This window comes from Mucilaginibacter pocheonensis (assembly GCF_031456535.1).
Taxonomy (GTDB): Bacteria; Bacteroidota; Bacteroidia; order Sphingobacteriales; family Sphingobacteriaceae; genus Mucilaginibacter; species Mucilaginibacter pocheonensis.
In genome coordinates this window covers 1,384,407-1,401,922 of the sequence record NZ_JAVDUU010000002.1, presented here as the reverse complement: position 1 = coordinate 1,401,922, position 17,516 = coordinate 1,384,407, and the positions used below count along the sequence as shown (strand labels likewise).

General features: G+C 42.0%; 14 protein-coding genes. 4 read left to right on the top strand and 10 right to left on the bottom strand.

Annotated elements, in window-relative coordinates:
* Positions 1–76 precede the first annotated feature (76 nt).
* Complete coding sequence (locus J2W55_RS13005; protein ID WP_310096347.1) at positions 77–1,417, bottom strand: efflux RND transporter periplasmic adaptor subunit; 1,341 nt, start codon at positions 1,415–1,417, stop codon at positions 77–79.
* 44 nt (positions 1,418–1,461) lie between these two features.
* Positions 1,462–2,907, bottom strand: a complete 1,446-nt coding sequence (locus tag J2W55_RS13000; protein WP_310096345.1) for a TolC family protein — start codon at positions 2,905–2,907, stop codon at positions 1,462–1,464.
* 101 nt (positions 2,908–3,008) lie between these two features.
* On the opposite strand from J2W55_RS13000, the gene J2W55_RS12995 reads away from it, so the two are divergent.
* A complete protein-coding gene (locus J2W55_RS12995) occupies positions 3,009–3,638 on the top strand; it encodes a polysaccharide deacetylase family protein (RefSeq protein ID WP_310096343.1) in 630 nt (209 codons plus the stop codon).
* A gap of 200 nt (positions 3,639–3,838) precedes the next feature.
* Positions 3,839–6,106, top strand: coding sequence for an aconitate hydratase (locus tag J2W55_RS12990; RefSeq protein ID WP_310096341.1), 2,268 nt, complete (start codon positions 3,839–3,841; stop codon positions 6,104–6,106).
* A gap of 194 nt (positions 6,107–6,300) precedes the next feature.
* Here the strand turns inward: J2W55_RS12990 and J2W55_RS12985 are convergent, their stop codons facing one another.
* From J2W55_RS12985 to J2W55_RS12960, 6 genes are all read right to left on the bottom strand, one after another.
* A complete protein-coding gene (locus J2W55_RS12985; RefSeq protein ID WP_445353951.1) occupies positions 6,301–6,759 on the bottom strand; it encodes a transposase in 459 nt (152 codons plus the stop codon).
* Positions 6,760–7,008: 249 nt separating this feature from the next.
* Complete coding sequence (locus J2W55_RS12980) at positions 7,009–8,664, bottom strand: ABC transporter substrate-binding protein (protein ID WP_310096339.1); 1,656 nt, start codon at positions 8,662–8,664, stop codon at positions 7,009–7,011.
* 254 nt (positions 8,665–8,918) lie between these two features.
* Entirely contained in the window at positions 8,919–9,926 is a 1,008-nt protein-coding gene (recA, locus tag J2W55_RS12975) for a recombinase RecA (RefSeq protein WP_310096337.1), read from the bottom strand.
* A 124-nt stretch (positions 9,927–10,050) separates the two neighbouring features.
* A complete protein-coding gene (gene nth, locus J2W55_RS12970; RefSeq protein ID WP_310096335.1) occupies positions 10,051–10,812 on the bottom strand; it encodes an endonuclease III in 762 nt (253 codons plus the stop codon).
* A gap of 211 nt (positions 10,813–11,023) precedes the next feature.
* Positions 11,024–11,218 (bottom strand): hypothetical protein, encoded by a 195-nt coding sequence (locus J2W55_RS12965; RefSeq protein ID WP_310096333.1) that lies wholly within the window; start codon positions 11,216–11,218, stop codon positions 11,024–11,026.
* Between the two features lie 195 nt (positions 11,219–11,413).
* Positions 11,414–11,998, bottom strand: a complete 585-nt coding sequence (locus tag J2W55_RS12960; protein ID WP_310096329.1) for an RNA polymerase sigma factor — start codon at positions 11,996–11,998, stop codon at positions 11,414–11,416.
* A 480-nt stretch (positions 11,999–12,478) separates the two neighbouring features.
* Between J2W55_RS12960 and uvrA the strand changes: the two genes are divergently transcribed.
* Both uvrA and J2W55_RS12950 read left to right on the top strand, forming a co-directional pair.
* Positions 12,479–15,370, top strand: a complete 2,892-nt coding sequence (gene uvrA, locus J2W55_RS12955; RefSeq protein ID WP_310096327.1) for an excinuclease ABC subunit UvrA — start codon at positions 12,479–12,481, stop codon at positions 15,368–15,370.
* 172 nt (positions 15,371–15,542) lie between these two features.
* Positions 15,543–16,139 carry a glycoside hydrolase family 19 protein gene (locus J2W55_RS12950; RefSeq protein WP_310096325.1) on the top strand — a complete coding sequence of 199 codons (597 nt, stop codon included), beginning with the start codon at positions 15,543–15,545 and terminating at the stop codon, positions 16,137–16,139.
* Between the two features lie 43 nt (positions 16,140–16,182).
* Here the strand turns inward: J2W55_RS12950 and J2W55_RS12945 are convergent, their stop codons facing one another.
* Both J2W55_RS12945 and tsaD read right to left on the bottom strand, forming a co-directional pair.
* Positions 16,183–16,353 carry a hypothetical protein gene (locus J2W55_RS12945; protein ID WP_310096323.1) on the bottom strand — a complete coding sequence of 57 codons (171 nt, stop codon included), beginning with the start codon at positions 16,351–16,353 and terminating at the stop codon, positions 16,183–16,185.
* A gap of 89 nt (positions 16,354–16,442) precedes the next feature.
* Positions 16,443–17,444 carry a tRNA (adenosine(37)-N6)-threonylcarbamoyltransferase complex transferase subunit TsaD gene (gene tsaD / locus J2W55_RS12940; protein ID WP_310096320.1) on the bottom strand — a complete coding sequence of 334 codons (1,002 nt, stop codon included), beginning with the start codon at positions 17,442–17,444 and terminating at the stop codon, positions 16,443–16,445.
* Positions 17,445–17,516: the final 72 nt, after the last annotated feature.

Here is a 17,516-nt window from a genome sequence, read left to right as displayed (position 1 = left end):
GCGGAAGCATGCTGAACCCGTCGAAGCACAGAAGGATGGCTCCTGCTTTGACGGATTCAGGTTAACAGACTCCTTGCTATTGCTTGGTATTATCCGCGTTAAATAGTTTTGATTTATCAACCTTTTCAACCATCATACCGTTGGTGAGTGTTTTTGATATCGCCGAATACGGGGCTGATACTACTTCATCACCCTTTTTTAAACCGGATATAACCTGTATATAAGTATCGTTTTGAATACCTGTGGTTACCTGTACCTGTTTAAGCTTGCCTGCGGCGTAAACAAACACATATTCTTTTACCGGTGCGCTGATCTGCGGTTTGCTTTTATCATCGTCTTTTGCCGGTGCTCCGGTGGTTTCCTTTTTCTCCTCACGTGTAGTTACCGATTGTATAGGAACCGATAATGCCTTCACATGGTTGGTGTTGATATCAACCGTAGCGGTTAACCCCGGACGGAAGGGCGACGGGTTGTCAATTGTTTTTTTAAGCAACGCAGCGTATGACTCTGCATTGATACGTACTTTAACAGTAAAATTGGTCACCTGGTCGGCAGTTGTACCAACCACATTGGCCGAGCTCCCTATCTCAATCACTGCGCCGTTAAATTTCTTGCCTAAAAAGGCGTCAATTTCAATATTGGCAGGGTCGCCTATTGAAATGCGATTAATATCATTTTCATTCACGTCAACATTAACATCCATTTTGCTCAGGTCAGATATGGTCATGATCTCGGTACCGGCAAACTGCTGGGTACCCAAAACACGCTCGCCTTTTTCAATGGATAGTTTTGATACCACCCCATCAACCGGAGAATAAATAGTTGTTTTGGCCAGGTTATCCTGAGCCTCTTTAACTGATGCCGATGACTGGGCCAAACCATACTGCGCTCCAACAACATTTTGCCGGGCAGCTTCTAAACTGGCTTTTGCGCCCTCATAGCTTGCTTTGGCGTTATCATACTCCGAAGCGGTAAGCACTTTATTATCGTACAGCTCCTTACTCCGTTTATAAATAGCAGCCTGATTGTTATAGGTGGCCTCTGCCTGTTTAAGCAATTGCTGAGAGTTACCTACACTTGCTTTTTGGGTACTAAATGATGCCACAGCCCTGTCATAACCCGACTTTAATATATCAGGCCTTATTTTGCAAAGCAGCTGTCCTTTTTTAACCACGTCGCCTTCTTTTATGGGCAGCTCAACCACCTCGCCAGATACTTCAGGACTTATCTTAACTTCTATATGCGGTTTTATCTTTCCGCTGGCCGATACGGTTTCATTTACATCACGCACATCAGCCTTTTCAGTGGCTACCTGGGTTAAAGGCGGTTTACCAATTACCCCTGTCACTTTTAACAGGATAAGCAGTACAATTACTGATCCCAGCCCGATCAAAATATATTTAGTAGTTTTTCCCATGACTATGCGTTTGGATATTTTATATTGTGTTTAAGATTAATGGTTTAAAGCGTTATAGGGTTGCCTAAGTAATAATCAATTATTTTACTTCTGAAAATTACCTGGTACTTTGCCTCTATCATATCAAACTGTGATTTATTAAGGTTGGTTAATGATGTATTATAATCAAGCGAGTTTACCAGTCCAACGGTAAAACGCTGTTGGATAACGTTAAAGGCATCCTTGTTGGCATTATACGTTTGCGTGGTTGATTGGTATTTCTTTTCGGCTGCCTGAACATCCCATACCGCCTGGTAAATAATCTTGCTTAGGTTGTTACGGGCCAGCTGGGCTGTTACCTGTGCGTTTTGGGCTTGTATTTTGGCTTTACGTACTGATGTACGGGCCGTAAATCTGTTAAATATAGGTATCTGCAAGCTTATGCCCGCCGCCTGGTTAAAGTTATCACTTAATTGGGTAAAAAATGGATTAGCCCTGAAAGAACTCTTAAAGTCGGGTGTAACCACTGGCTGCTGTGTGCCCTGAACCACTCCTATGGTACTAAACGTTCCGGTAAGGGCAGTGTTATACGGTACATTCTTGGCGCCTGAAAAATAAGAGCCTGCCTGCCCAAACAATACCACAGACGGGTAATAGTTACCCTTGGCTACTTTTATGGCCTGTTCGTATGATTTCTGCTGAATCTCGGCAAGCAGTACATCAGGATTTACGCCCAATGCCGTTTTCAATACATCCTGCGGATCATAAATTGTTTTAATATCGGTAAGCTTGCTTATGTCCGGTTTCTCCACTTTTATATCAGTAGCCGGGCTCATTTCCATGTATTGCTTTAAAGTAAGTACGGATAGCTCTAACTGGTTCTCGGCATTGGTATAGTTCAGGTCGGCAGTTGATAGCTGGGCTTTGGCCTGCGAAAGATCTGCCAGCGTTTGGTTACCTACATTAAAGCTTTTCTGAGCTCTTTCCAGTGTTAGTTTTGAAATATCAATTTGCTGTTGCGCCGCTATTACCAAATCCTGATTGGTTAGTACCTGCAAAAATGTGGTAACCACGTTCAAAACAAGATCATTCTTTACCTTTGCCGTTGATGTTTTATTGGCATCGAGCAATATTTTGTTTTGAATTACCTGATTGCGCAGTTGCCCGCCCTGAAACAAAGTTACCTGCGATGTTATATTTCCGTTTAGCGCGAAGATCCTTTGATTGGTAAATTGGTTGGTCGAGGGGTCAATGTTACGCCCAAAATTAAACGCCCCCTGGGGAGCTGTATTTAAACTTGGCAATTGATTATATTTTGACTGCTTAAGGTCTTCCTCAGACAAGGCCTCGGTAAACTGTGCTTGTTTGATAGTTAAATTGCGTTCAAGGCTTAGGTCTATCGCTTTTTGCAATGTAATTACTTCTTGTGCTTTGGCTTTAAAACCAAATGTTGAAAGCAATAATATATTTATGATTATTGTTTTAACGGGTAGTGATAATGTTGGTTTCATAAGTTTTTATATACAATGGTAAGCAACTGATGCTTACCTTGCAATGTTCATTTTTTTATTTATTTTTTATAAAATAAACCATATAACGCCTCATTTGGAATATGTATCTGGTTAAAACACCCTGGCTGCTTAAGAAGCTTTATCCCGAATTAATTTGGAACATAAAACCAACTAACCGTTGCATTTATCTCACTTTTGACGATGGCCCTATACCAATTGTTACAACGCACATATTAAATATTTTAAAACAATACAATGCCAAAGCCACTTTTTTTTGTATCGGGGATAATGTAAACAAACATCCCGACATTTTCAAACAAGTAATGGCTGATGGTCACGCAATTGGTAACCATACCTATAATCATTTGAAAGGTTGGGAAACCGGCAACAAAACTTATCTGGGTAATTTTTTGATGGCCGATCAGGTACTGGATACACCGCTTTTCCGTCCGCCATATGGCAGGATAAAAAAACAACAGATCAAAGATCTGCAGGCCGCCCGGCCGGATATTAAAATTATAATGTGGGATGTGCTCAGTGGCGATTTCGACATCGATCTTAATCCCGAAGATTGCCTTAACAATGTGCTGAAACATACGGAAGCAGGATCTGTAATAGTGTTTCATGACAGCCTGAAAGCGTTTGAACGTGTAAAATATGTATTACCTAAGGCAATGGAAGCATGGAGTAAGGCAGGATACGAGTTTTGTTCCCTCGCGAACTTGGGTTAAAGAACCAAGCCACCGTAAAACTAATGCAGATTTACACAGAGCCGCAATCAGTTGACCCTCTATTTAGAATATCTCCAAATAACATTTACACATTTGACTGACAGCTTTTACTTGTAATTTTTGTAAATTCGCCGCACTGGGCTCAGGTAATGGGTTTAGTAACAATTTCTTTTACTTTTCACCTAAAAAATCAAATACAAATGGCTTTTGATTTAGATATGATCAAAAAAGTTTACGACCGCTACAGCACCCGTGTGGATGCTGCCCGCAAAGCGACTGGTAAACATCTTACTTTAACAGAGAAAATTTTATATGCCCACCTTTCTGAAGGCGATGCGCAAAAAGCATTTGCCCGCGGAGTGGACTATGTTGATTTTGCACCAGACCGCGTAGCCATGCAGGATGCTACGGCCCAGATGGCCCTTTTGCAGTTTATGCAGGCAGGCCGTCCGCAGGTTGCCGTTCCATCTACCGTACATTGCGATCACCTGATACAAGCCAAAGTTGGCGCCGTTGCCGATTTAAATACTGCTATTGATGTAAACCGCGAGGTTTATGATTTCCTGGCCTCGGTTTCTGATAAATATGGTATTGGTTTTTGGAAAGCCGGTGCAGGTATTATTCACCAGGTTGTTTTAGAGAATTACGCCTTCCCTGGCGGTATGATGATTGGTACTGACTCGCACACGCCTAACGCGGGTGGTTTGGGCATGATTGCCATTGGTGTTGGCGGTGCCGATGCCTGCGACGTAATGGCAGGCTTGCCATGGGAGCTTAAATTCCCTAAATTGATTGGGGTAAAATTAACCGGTAAATTATCAGGCTGGACATCAGCTAAAGACGTTATATTGAAAGTGGCAGGTATCCTTACCGTTAAAGGTGGTACAGGCGCTATTGTTGAATATTTTGGCGAAGGTGCTCGTTCACTATCAGCCACAGGTAAAGGCACTATATGTAACATGGGTGCCGAAATTGGCGCTACTACATCAATTTTCGGGTACGATGAAAAAGCTGCAGCTTACCTGAAAGGAACCAAACGCGGTGATATTGCCGAACTTGCCGATGCTATTGCAGAACACCTGACCGGCGATGACGAGGTTTACGCAAATCCTGAACAATATTTTGACCAGGTTATCGAGATCAACCTTTCTGAACTGGAACCTCACGTAAATGGTCCCTTTACTCCTGACCTGGCATGGCCTATCTCAAAATTTGCTACCGCGGTTAGAGAAAACAACTGGCCTGCAACTTTAGAGGTTGGTTTGATTGGTTCTTGTACTAACTCATCATACGAAGATATTACCCGTTCGGCATCTATCGCTAAACAGGCTATCGACAAAAAATTAACAAGCAAGGCTGAGTTTACTATTACACCCGGATCAGAGCTGGTGCGCTATACCGTTGAACGCGATGGCTATCTGGATACTTTTGGTCAAATGGGCGGTGTGGTACTGGCTAATGCCTGCGGACCATGTATTGGTCAGTGGGCCCGTCATACTGATGACCCTACCCGTAAAAACTCTATCATCACATCGTTTAACCGTAACTTTGCTAAACGCCAGGATGGTAACCCTAATACCCACGCTTTCGTAGCATCACCAGAGATAGTTACTGCATTTGCCATAGCCGGAGATCTTACCTTTAACCCGCTTACTGATACCCTGACCAACCAAAACGGCGAGCAGGTTAAGTTTGATGAGCCACAAGGTATTGAAATGCCGGTAAAAGGTTACGCAGTTGAAGATGCTGGCTACCAGGCACCGGCAGAAGACGGCAGCACAGTTCAGGTTATTGTTGATCCAAAATCATCACGCCTGCAATTGCTTGAGCCGTTTAAAGCATGGGAAGGCACTGACCTGCGAGGTTTAAAACTACTGATCAAAGCTAAAGGTAAATGTACTACCGATCATATTTCTATGGCTGGTCCATGGTTAAAGTTCCGCGGTCACCTGGACAATATTTCTAATAATATGCTGATCGGTGCTATCAACTATTTTAACAACACTGCAGATAGCGTTAAAAATGAACTGACCGGCGAATATGGTCCTGTACCTGCCACTCAGCGCGATTATAAAGCGCATGGAATTGGCACTATAGTAGTAGGCGACGAAAACTATGGCGAAGGTTCATCACGTGAGCACGCGGCGATGGAACCCCGTCATTTAGGCGTACGCGCCATACTGGTAAAATCATTCGCCCGTATTCACGAAACCAACCTTAAAAAACAAGGTATGTTAGGGATTACTTTTGCTGATGCAAATGACTATGATAAAATTCAGGAAGACGACGTTATCGACATTATTGGCTTAACGAAATTTGCTCCTGGAAAACAGTTAACCATTGTGCTAAATCACAAAGATGGCTCTGTTGATTCGTTCCCGGTAAACCATACTTATAATGCTCAGCAAATTGAGTGGTTTAAGGCAGGCGGCGCATTAAACATCATCCGCAAGCAAATGGCAGTGTAATTAATTTCGGAAGTCGGATTTCCGATTCCGGAATGTTGAATATTTAAAAAGCCTCTCTTGTCAGGGAGGCTTTTTTGTTTGTGCTCATTTGCTACTTGGCTCGTTCTACTTGCGCTCGTTTGTAACGAGTGCTTAATATTGATAAGCGTTTTACTTGCGCTCGTTTATAACGAGCGCTTAATATGGCTAAGCGTTTACAACGCGAATCCCAGATCTAATAACACCACATCCATCATTCCCTTTTCGCCCGCATAATTTGCAGCCGAACTATATTGATAACATTCAGGCGTAGTGACAATACCGGTTCTAACAGGATTATTATGAATATAATCCAGCTTTTGTGAAAGGATATTAATGTTATCACAAGCAATACCGTAATAACCGTCCTGCCACACCTTATAGTCCTGTATCCTGCTGGTATATTTAGCATGATATTGAAACCTGTAAAGCATCCAATCTCTCCTGCTTTCAACTTCTTCCTGTATTAACTTAATGATCTGTTTGTTGGTATGCTTTTTAAAATCACGAATAATATCTGGTAATTTATTAGGCAGTTGAGCAGATACGAGTAAGTGCAAATGATTGGTCATTAAACAATAAGCATAAACTTCCAGTCCTTTTTGTTGTTGACAATAAATTAAGGAGTCAATTATTAATTGTTTATAAGCCAGTCACGTAAAAACATCAACCCAATCAACAATAGTAAAAGTTACAAAATAGATTTCGTCCGGGTTCCAGACACGGTATTGATGCGACATGATTTAAGGTTTGCCGAAAATACCGATTGGCTTGTAAAATTGCAAGTTGTAAAGGCGATGCAATCGCACACCCATGTTAAGCACTCGTTGCAAACGAGCGCAAGTGGTACTCGTAGCAAACGAGCGCAAGTGAGTAGCATTGAATCAATTCACGCCCCGAGCGACACTCCAGGGAGCCTTCACCACTCTTTTTAACACGAGCAGGTTCTGTCCGTTTAAGCTATAGCCACTGATATTATCCTGGTACAAATTTACCAGCTTATCGTAATAGAGCACCACCACCGGCGATTGTTCCATTACCAGGTTATCCATTTGCTGGTACAGGGCATAACGGGCTGAGTCATTTTTTATATGGTATGTTTGCTCAAACAGGGCATCAAACTTTTTATTGTTAAAGCCTGTGTAGTTTGGGCCATAAGGGATCTTGTTTTTGGAGTAGAAGACCGACAGGTAATTTTCGCCATCAGGATAATCGGCAATCCATTGTCCGTAAAAAAAATTGATGCCGTTTTTTGATACCAATTCCCGTAAACTGGCGCCCTGGGTAATTTCAACGCTGGTTCTTATACCTATACGGTCAAGCTGGCCCTGTACGTACTCTATCAGGCTGCGGTAGCCTACCGTAGTGGCCAATGAAATTTCGGGCAGGTTCTTGCCATCAGGGAAACCAGCCTCGGCAAGTAACTGCCGGGCCTTTTCGGGGTCATAGGTATACCCTTTTACAGCCCTGCTAAAACCCGGCATACCTTCGGGAATAAAGCCTGCATATCCTGGAGTGCCCATGCTATTGCGCAGGTATTTCATCATTTTTTGCCTGTCAATGGCATAGTTAATGGCCTGCCTTACTTTTAATATCCGCAAGGGCGACCGTTTCACTATAGCCAGGTTGGTATCAACCAAAATCCCCAGGTACATGGTATTGAGGTATGGAGCCGTATTTAAAATAAATTTACCTTTATATTTTTGCGTAACCTTGCCCGATTTGGTCAGGATATCATCACGATAACTGCCGTCAATATCATTCAAAAAATCGAGTTTCTTTTTTATAAATTCTAAAAAAGAGGTTTGCTTATCGGCAATAAACGTGGCTTTAACAGCGTCCAGATAAGGTAAACGCCTGCCTTTGCCATCTTTTTCCCAGTACTTTTCATTTTTAAGCAGTACCAGTACTTCGCCTTCTTTCCAATACTTAAATTTAAAAGGTCCCGTACCTATGGGATGGCTCCTGAAATCCTTGCCGTAAAACTCAACCACCTCCTTGGGTACTACAGAACAATACTGCGCGGTAAGCATACTCAAGAAAGGCGCAAACGGCTGCTTGAGCCGTATTTTAAAGGTACTGTCATCAGGAGCGGTAAAAGCATTTTTACCCTCCACCTTGTCGCTGAAGATCCATGAACCTGACGAAGCTACTTTTGGATCAATTAAACGGCTGAAGCTGTAAACGAAATCGGAAGCCACAGCCCGGCGGCCCACGCCGTTTGCAAAGTGTGCATCATCATGAAAATATACATCGTTACGTAAATGAAAAGTATACAAGAGGCCATCTGCCGATACGTCCCAGCTTTTGGCAATACAAGGGATAACTTTAAGACTATCATTAACCTGTACCAGCCCATTGAACACCTGGTTATCCATCCAAATGGTATAACGGTTACGGCAAAAGGCCGGATCAAGCGATGTGAGGCCCTCTTCCAGGTTAATATTAAAAACCGTTTTATGCGAATCAGGAGCGTTGGTATGGCAGGCGCTAAGGTGAATCAGCAATACGAAAAACAGTGGTAAGACCCATTTATTCATTAAGCTAAATGTAATAATTATTGGCTTAGCTCATTAAGCTTTATCGATTTATTACGTGCAAATGAAGGTGCATTGCGAAGTAGCGGCAACACAATGAAGCATATGCTGACGGCTACGCAAACGCTATAATAGATGCTTCACTACGTTCAGCATGAAAATTAGGATGGCGTATAAAAAAAAAAGCCTCCCCAAATAATGGGAAAGCTTTTCAATTTCATAAATCTGAAACCAGAATTCCGAAATCCGACATTTCGTTATTCTTCAACCAGACTTTCGCCCGTAACGGTCTCCTTAATTTTATTTTCAAGTTCTTCCTGTAACTCAGGATTATCAAGTATCAGTTGCTTAACCGCATCACGGCCCTGCCCCAGACGGGTTTCGCCATAACTAAACCATGAACCCGCTTTTTTAATGATGTTATACTCAACACCCAGGTCAATGATCTCGCCGGCTTTTGAAATGCCTTCGCCAAACATAATATCAAACTCGGCCACACGGAATGGAGGGGCTACCTTGTTTTTAACTATCTTTACTTTAACACGGTTACCGGATACTTCATCAGTATCCTTAATTTGTGATATACGGCGTACATCCAAACGTACCGAAGCATAAAATTTAAGTGCATTACCACCCGTGGTTGTTTCGGGGTTACCAAACATTACGCCAATTTTGTCGCGCAGCTGGTTAATAAATATGCAGCAGCATCCTGTTTTGCTGATGGTACCGGTTAATTTACGCAATGCCTGCGACATCAAACGCGCGTGCAAACCCATTTTAGAATCACCCATTTCGCCTTCAATTTCGGCTTTGGGCACCAAAGCGGCAACCGAGTCAATAACCAAAATGTCAATTGCACCTGAACGGATCAGGTTATCAGCAATTTCAAGCGCCTGCTCACCGTTATCTGGCTGAGATATCAGCAGGTTTTCTACATCAACCCCTAACTTTTTGGCATAAAAACGATCAAAGGCATGTTCTGCATCAATAAAAGCGGCAATGCCGCCTTTTTTTTGCGACTCGGCAATGGCATGTATAGCCAATGTGGTTTTACCTGACGATTCGGGTCCATATATTTCTATAACCCGTCCTTTAGGTAACCCGCCAACCCCTAATGCTATATCAAGCCCTAATGAACCGGTTGATATAACCTCAGTTGGTTCAATCACGGAATCGCCCAGTTTCATGATGGTTCCTTTTCCGTATGATTTTTCAAGCTTATCTAAAGTAAGCTGCAGTGCTTTCAATTTATCTGTATTGCTCATTTCAAAAATTTCTACAACAAATATAAATGTTTTATTTAAAATTACTAATTTTTTTAGTAATTTATTTAATACCGGAGATTTTTGTTCTATTTATTGATAAACTTACTTAACCTGTAAATACCAATCAAATATCTTTATCCACACTTCGCCTGGCAAGTTCCTTACTAATGACATTTAAGTTTCTTTTCTTTTTAGCCACCGCCGCTTTTTTTATCCTCGCTGCCTCGGCTCTTAGTAAAGCGGTTTCGGTGTTATTGCGTTCGTAATACCTGCAAAACCAACTAATAGGGCAAATACTGCATTTGGGGTTGCGGGCAACGCAAATATACCGCCCATGCAATATAAGCCAGTGATGGGCTACACCAAGTGTGTTTTGTGGTAAATGTTCTGTTAATTGTTTTTCAACGGCAAGTGGCGTACGGGCATTGGTGGTTAAACCTATCCTATTGCTCACCCTAAAAACATGTGTATCAACCGCTATAGCAGGCGCGGCAAAAACTACCGAGGCGATAACATTTGCCGTTTTACGGCCCACGCCCGGCATCTTTTGCAGGTCATTAATATCAGATGGTACCTGCCCGTTAAAAATATCAACCAGCATTTTGGCCATACCTACCAAATGTTTGGCTTTATTGTTAGGATAACTTACGCTCCGAATATAGGTAAAAACCTCTTCGGGGGTGGATGCTGCCAGGTCATGCGGGGTTGGGAAACGCTCAAACAGGGCTGGGGTAACCTGGTTAATACGCTTATCGGTACACTGTGCCGATAGTATTACGGCAACCAGCAATTGATATGGATTGTTATAATGCAGCTCAGTAACAGGATCAGGCTGCTGCTTTGAAAAATAGTCAACAAAATGGCGGTAACGTTCGGCCTTAAGCATTCTTTATCTGATGATCGGGTTTGTAGTTAAAACGAATAGAGCTTACAGTACATACATATATTATAATATGTATGTACCACTGCTTATTAAATATGAATCATTGTAAAATAGAAAGGTTCATAAATCATCTATTGTGCCGGGTTTTTTGTTATTTTCAAACATTAACCTTAATCAACAATTATGATCTATGAACCAGTAAGTTTGGCGGTGCTTAACGCAGGCTTTTTGAGTAGTCAAGTATCTGGTGTATAGTCTGTACCTTTGGTTTTTTGTTCAAAAGGTCCAAATCAGCACGAATTGAATTATAAAAAATCAAATCGTCAGCATCCAGATTTTCTTGTCCATTCTCGTTCATCAGAGCTTGGTTAGCAATTCCATTTAACGTTGTAGTAAAAGTTTCATCCATAAGCTTATTTTGTAATAAATTTTATATGATTTATAACGGCGACTTAAAGATAATATTTTATTAAATGAAAATTAAATGAAATTATTTTTAACTATCAGTTCATTGACCTTGCAAAAAAAATCATCAGGTCATTTGGCCTGGAGTACTTCCCCTGATCAACTGACCTGATGATTATAAAATGGTAATCTGAATGATTTAATTTTTTAAACTCAGCTCCTTATTCTGCATCATTTTGCGGAGATTATTAAGCGCGTAGCGCATACGGCCCAGCGCGGTATTGATGCTTACTTCGGTTATATCGGCAATTTCCTTAAAGCTCATATCGCCAAAGTGGCGCATGATCAATACTTCTTTTTGTTCTGATGGCAAGAGCTGTATCAGCGTTTTAAGGTCTTTATGTGTTTGTTCACGAACCATACGGTCCTCAGTACTTTCATCGTAATTGCCCAAAACTTCAAAAATATCAAAGTCGTCGCCATTACTTACCATAGGAGCTCGTTTTTCGCGGCGAAAATGGTCAATAACCAAGTTATGCGCAATGCGGGTTACCCAGGGTAAAAATTTACCTTCTTCGTTGTATTTCCCGGCTTTAAGTGTGTTTATAACCTTTATAAAGGTATCCTGAAAAATATCTTCGGCCAGATATTCATCTTTTACCAACAGATAAATCGAGGTATATATTTTTGTTTGATATCGTCTAATCAATTCCACCAGTCCCGCTTCGTCGCCGGCAATATACAGATGGATTAGATCCTGATCACTTTTCAATTGAAAATCCATAGAAAGCACTACTTAAACTTAATTTTTAGTTAAAAATTTATGAAGTAAAGTATATTCTATAGTATGCTCCTTAGGGGTTAAGAAATTGTTACCTCAAATAAAACAATTTCTGGGTTAAAAAACAAATTATATTTTTTTACTTTCTTCTGTTTATCAGGTTTATGGAGATTTATCAGTAGCCCCGCTATCAATAATTTCAAATATCCCTGTGGTTTTGACAACAATAGTTTGCAATAGTTTAATAAGGTTTTACATATATAGTGCATTCTGCATTGCTTAGTCATTAAGTATTTAAAAGTCAGCTAACTGTAAACTCAGAAATTTATTTGATATAAACCGGCAAACAAAGTAAAACCAATTTGGATTCTGCTAAATATTTTAGGATTTTTGCATTTCCAAAAAAGGCCATAGCTTGATAGTTCGTAAAACCATAGTGATGGGTGGTTGCTATAATTTATTGGCCATGTACTATTTACTATCATGACTAAAGAAGCAGAAAAAGATCCGCAGAAACATATCATTATAAAGGGCGCCAGGGTACATAACCTTAAAAATATGGATGTGGCCATCCCTAAAAACAAGCTGGTTGTAGTAACCGGCATGTCGGGGTCCGGCAAGTCGTCACTGGCTTTTGATACATTATATGCTGAAGGTCAGCGCCGCTATGTAGAAAGCCTGTCGTCATATGCCCGTCAGTTCCTGGGGCGCATGAACAAGCCCGATGTTGATTATATTAAAGGTATAGCCCCCGCTATAGCTATTGAACAAAAAGTGATCACCTCAAATCCGCGGTCAACTGTAGGCACATCAACCGAAATTTATGACTATTTAAAACTGCTGTTCTCGCGTATTGGTAAAACAATTTCGCCGGTGTCAGGCCTGGCAGTAAAAAAAGATTCTGTTACCGACGTGGTAAACTTTATATTATCACTGCCTGATGAAAGCCAGGTAACTATTTTGTCGCCTTTACACCCGCATAATAATCGCAGCTTAAAGGAAGAACTGGCTGTTTTAATGCAAAAGGGCTTTGTACGGGTTGAGTATCAGAACAAACTTTCAAAAATTGAGGCTTTGCTGGAGGATGAGTCCATTGATAATGCCTCGTTAGTACCTGCGGCGAAAGACGAAAAGGTAAAGGCCAAAAGCAAAAAGAATGAAGCTGAAACTCAAAGTCCGGAAACCTTAACTCACAATCTGATACGGATAGTTATTGACCGAGTTTCAAAAAACGAGGAAGAAGAAACCATAAGCCGTTTGGGCGATTCGATACAGACCGCTTTTTTTGAAGGTAAAGGTGATTGTTATGTACGTTACCAGGAGCCTGATGCCGATGCTGAGCAGGAACGCTTCTTTTGCGACCGCTTTGAGCTCGACGGGATAAAATTTGAAGAGCCTACACCAAACTTCTTCAGTTTTAACAATCCTTACGGAGCTTGTAAAAAGTGCGAGGGTTACGGTAAAGTGATCGGTATTGATGAAGACCTTGTTATTCCTGACAAAAGCAAAAGTATTTATGAAGGTGCTATTGCACCCTGGCGTGGTGAAAAAATGCGTGAGTGGAACGATACGCTTGTAAAACACGCGCTTCAGTTTGATTTTCCGATACATCGCCAATATAACCAGCTAAGCGCTGACCAGCAAAAGCTGTTATGGACAGGTAACAAATACTTTCGCGGTTTAGATGAGTTTTTTCATGAAATGGAGGCTCAAACCTATAAGATCCAGTACCGGGTCATGTTGTCGCGCTATCGTGGCAAAACCACCTGCCCCGAATGTAAGGGAAGCCGCCTGCGCCAGGACGCATCATATGTAAAGATCAGTGACCGGTCTATTACCGATGTGGTACTGATGCCGTTAGATAAGGCATTTGAATTTTTTAAGGGTTTGCAGCTTAATGAAACTGATGCCAGGGTGGGCAAGCGTTTACTCATGGAGATCACTAACCGCCTTTCGTTTTTAAATGATGTTGGATTGAGTTATTTAACTCTTAACCGCTTGTCAAACACCTTATCGGGCGGCGAGTCGCAGCGTATCAATCTGGCTACGTCCTTAGGCAGTAGCCTGGTAGGCTCCGTATACGTGTTAGATGAACCAAGTATTGGCTTGCACCCGCGTGACACCCAGCGCCTGATAGGCGTACTAAAATCACTGCGCGACGTAGGAAACACCGTATTGGTTGTGGAGCACGAAGAAGAGATCATGAAGGCTGCCGACCATATTATTGATATCGGGCCAGAAGCCGGCACTCATGGCGGCGACCTGATATTTACCGGTACATATGATGAAATTATCAGGGACGACCACAGTTTAACCGGCAGGTACTTAAGCGGGAAAGAAGAGATAGCAATACCTGCAAGCCGCCGTAAGTGGAACGATTTTATTGAGATAAAAGGCGCCCGCGAAAACAACCTGCAGCATGTTAACGCTAAATTTCCGCTTGGTGTGCTTACCGTTGTTACGGGTGTATCCGGGTCGGGTAAAACCAGCTTGGTAAAGCGCATACTGGCGCCTGCTTTGCAAAAAACGCTGGGCAACTATTCTGGTGAGCAAACCGGATCATATGACAGCATTGACGGCGACTATGCAAAAATTGAACAGGTTGAACTGGTAGATCAAAACCCCATTGGCCGCTCATCTCGCTCAAACCCGGTTACTTATGTAAAGGCCTGGGACGAGATCCGCAACCTGTATGCTTCGCAACCCGCGGCTAAAGCCGCGGGGTTAAAACCATCGGCATTCTCATTTAACGTTGAAGGAGGCCGTTGTGATGTTTGTCAGGGTGAGGGCGAGGTAAAGATTGAGATGCAGTTTATGGCAGATATTTTCCTTACCTGCGAAACCTGCGGCGGTAACCGGTTTAAACAACACATACTTGATATAACCTATAATGAAAAAAATGTAGCCGAAGTGCTGCATATGACCATTGATGAAGCTTTGGTTTTTTTTGCCAAAGAGCCTAAGATCATCTCTAAAATAAAACCATTGGTTGATGTAGGTTTGGGTTATGTTCAGTTAGGACAATCGTCAAATACCCTTTCAGGAGGCGAGGCCCAGCGTATCAAACTGGCATCGTTCCTGGTTAAAGGCAATAACACCAATAAAACGCTTTTTATTTTTGACGAGCCTACCACCGGACTGCACTTTGCCGATATTAAAAAACTGCTCAAATCATTTGACGCCCTGCTTGACCACGGTAACACTATTATAGTAATTGAACATAATATGGATGTTATAAAATGTGCCGACTGGATAATTGACATCGGCCCGGAGGGTGGCGACCGCGGCGGTAATGTTGTTTTTGAGGGCGTTCCTGAAGATCTGATCAAAGAGAAAGAATCACATACAGGACACTATTTAAAGGAACGTTTTTAATCTGAATATTTTGACGAAAATCGTGCCTCCCCGGGGCACGATTTTTTTTTGATATCACCAAAGGGAATATTTATATTTACTTAACGAAGCCATTTTGCTATCTTCTTTTATAACAGGCATTTACCTGCCACTCACTACCGGCTTCAGTTATTAACATTTAAATTTTAATAACATGCCGGGATCAAAAGAATTTTACGATGGTGTTCGTCCGTTGTTTGGCGGCCATTTATCACAAGGACAGGTTGATGGTATTGAAGCTATATTAAAAGCACTGGAAGACGCCAATATTGCCGATAACCGGAAGGAAGCCTACATATTGGCAACCATTTTTCATGAATGCGCCAAAACCATGCAGCCAATAGCTGAATTTGGCAAAGGGGCCGGGCATGATTACGGTAAAAAATTAAAAATGGGAAGCGGCCCCGGGCACCGTATCCCTTATGACGCTCCTGATGAATTATATTATGGCCGTGGCTATGTACAGCTAACCTGGTACGAAAATTATGAAAACATGGGCAGGCTGCTCCATATTGACCTGCTTAACAACCCCGACCTGGCTTTGCAGCCGGCAGTGGCCGCAGCTATTCTGATAAAAGGGATGACCGGCGGCTTATTTACCGGCAGAAGTTTGGGTGATTTTTTTAATGACAACCGCACCGATTGGATAAATGCCCGCAAAATAATTAACGGTCTTGACCATGCGGGAGATATAGCAGGTTTTGCCCAGATTTTTTTTAAAGCATTAAATGAAGTGCCCGCGGTAAGTTAGTCTTACTAAAAGGCAGGTGTAATTGCCCACATACAGCCGTGACTTATTGCCCGCCGGTTTTCAGGTACATATACACTATGCCGCCAACTACAATTATAGCCAACACAATAAGTCCGGTAACGCCTTTACGCTTATCCTGGCGCATAAGCCATATTAAAAACACTACAAGTGGCAGTACAAAAACCGCCCAAAATATAAGTGATGGAATATTCATAAGTCCTTACCTCCTAAAAAGGAGGAATTTTTAAATCGTTTATTATTAATTATAAGCCTGTACCACTTCCCTCTTCAGGAGCCGGCTGGCTACATGATCATCCTTGCCATTGGAGCTGTCTCCTGCCCGGCAAATTCGCCATTTAAATATTTATAATAGCCGGCAATGGCAATCATGGCTGCGTTATCGGTACAGTATTCCATTTTAGGAATAAAACTCTCCCATCCGTTTTTAGCGCAAAGTTCCTGTAAGCCCAGCCTTAAACCGGTATTGGCAGATACCCCACCGGCCAGTGCTATTTGTTTTATACCGTGCTCCTGTGCCGCCTTTTGTAATTTATTAAGCAATATAGTGGCTATCCGTTTTTCAACCGAGGCGCAAATATCCGGCAGGTTCTGGCTAATAAAATCGGGATTCTTAGCCACATTATCTCTTATAAAATATAATATGGATGTTTTTAACCCGCTAAAGCTAAAATCAAGGCCAGGTATCTGCGGCTCAGGAAATTTGTAGGCATCGGGGTTCCCCAGGCGGGCGTATTTATCAATAAGCGGGCCGCCGGGATAAGGCAGGCCTAAGATCTTACTGGTTTTATCCATCGCTTCGCCGGCCGCATCATCAAGCGTTTGGCCAATTACCTGCATGTTAAAATAATCGTTCACCAAAACTATTTGCGTGTGGCCGCCTGAAACGGTAAGGCACAAAAACGGAAACGATGGCTTATGATCACCAATAAAATGGGCCAATATGTGGGCCTGCATATGGTTAATATCAATAAGCGGCAGGTTTTTGGCCAGCGCAAAAGCCTTGGCAAAAGACACACCTACTAAAAGCGAACCTAAAAGTCCGGGACCACGCGTAAAAGCTACTGCATCAATATCATTTTTGTTTACTTTTGCGTTCAATAATGCTTGTTGAACAGCGGGAACAATATTTTGCTGATGAACCCTTGAGGCAAGCTCAGGGACAACGCCTCCGTAAGCTTCGTGAATGGTTTGATTAGCAATAACATTGCTCAATATTTCCCCATCAACACAAACAGATGCAGAGGTTTCATCACATGACGATTCAATTCCTAAAATTACAGGCACAATGTTGTTAATTATTGTATTGTTGAATTAATGAATTAGCGATTATCAAATTTTGCAAACTATCATCCTTTT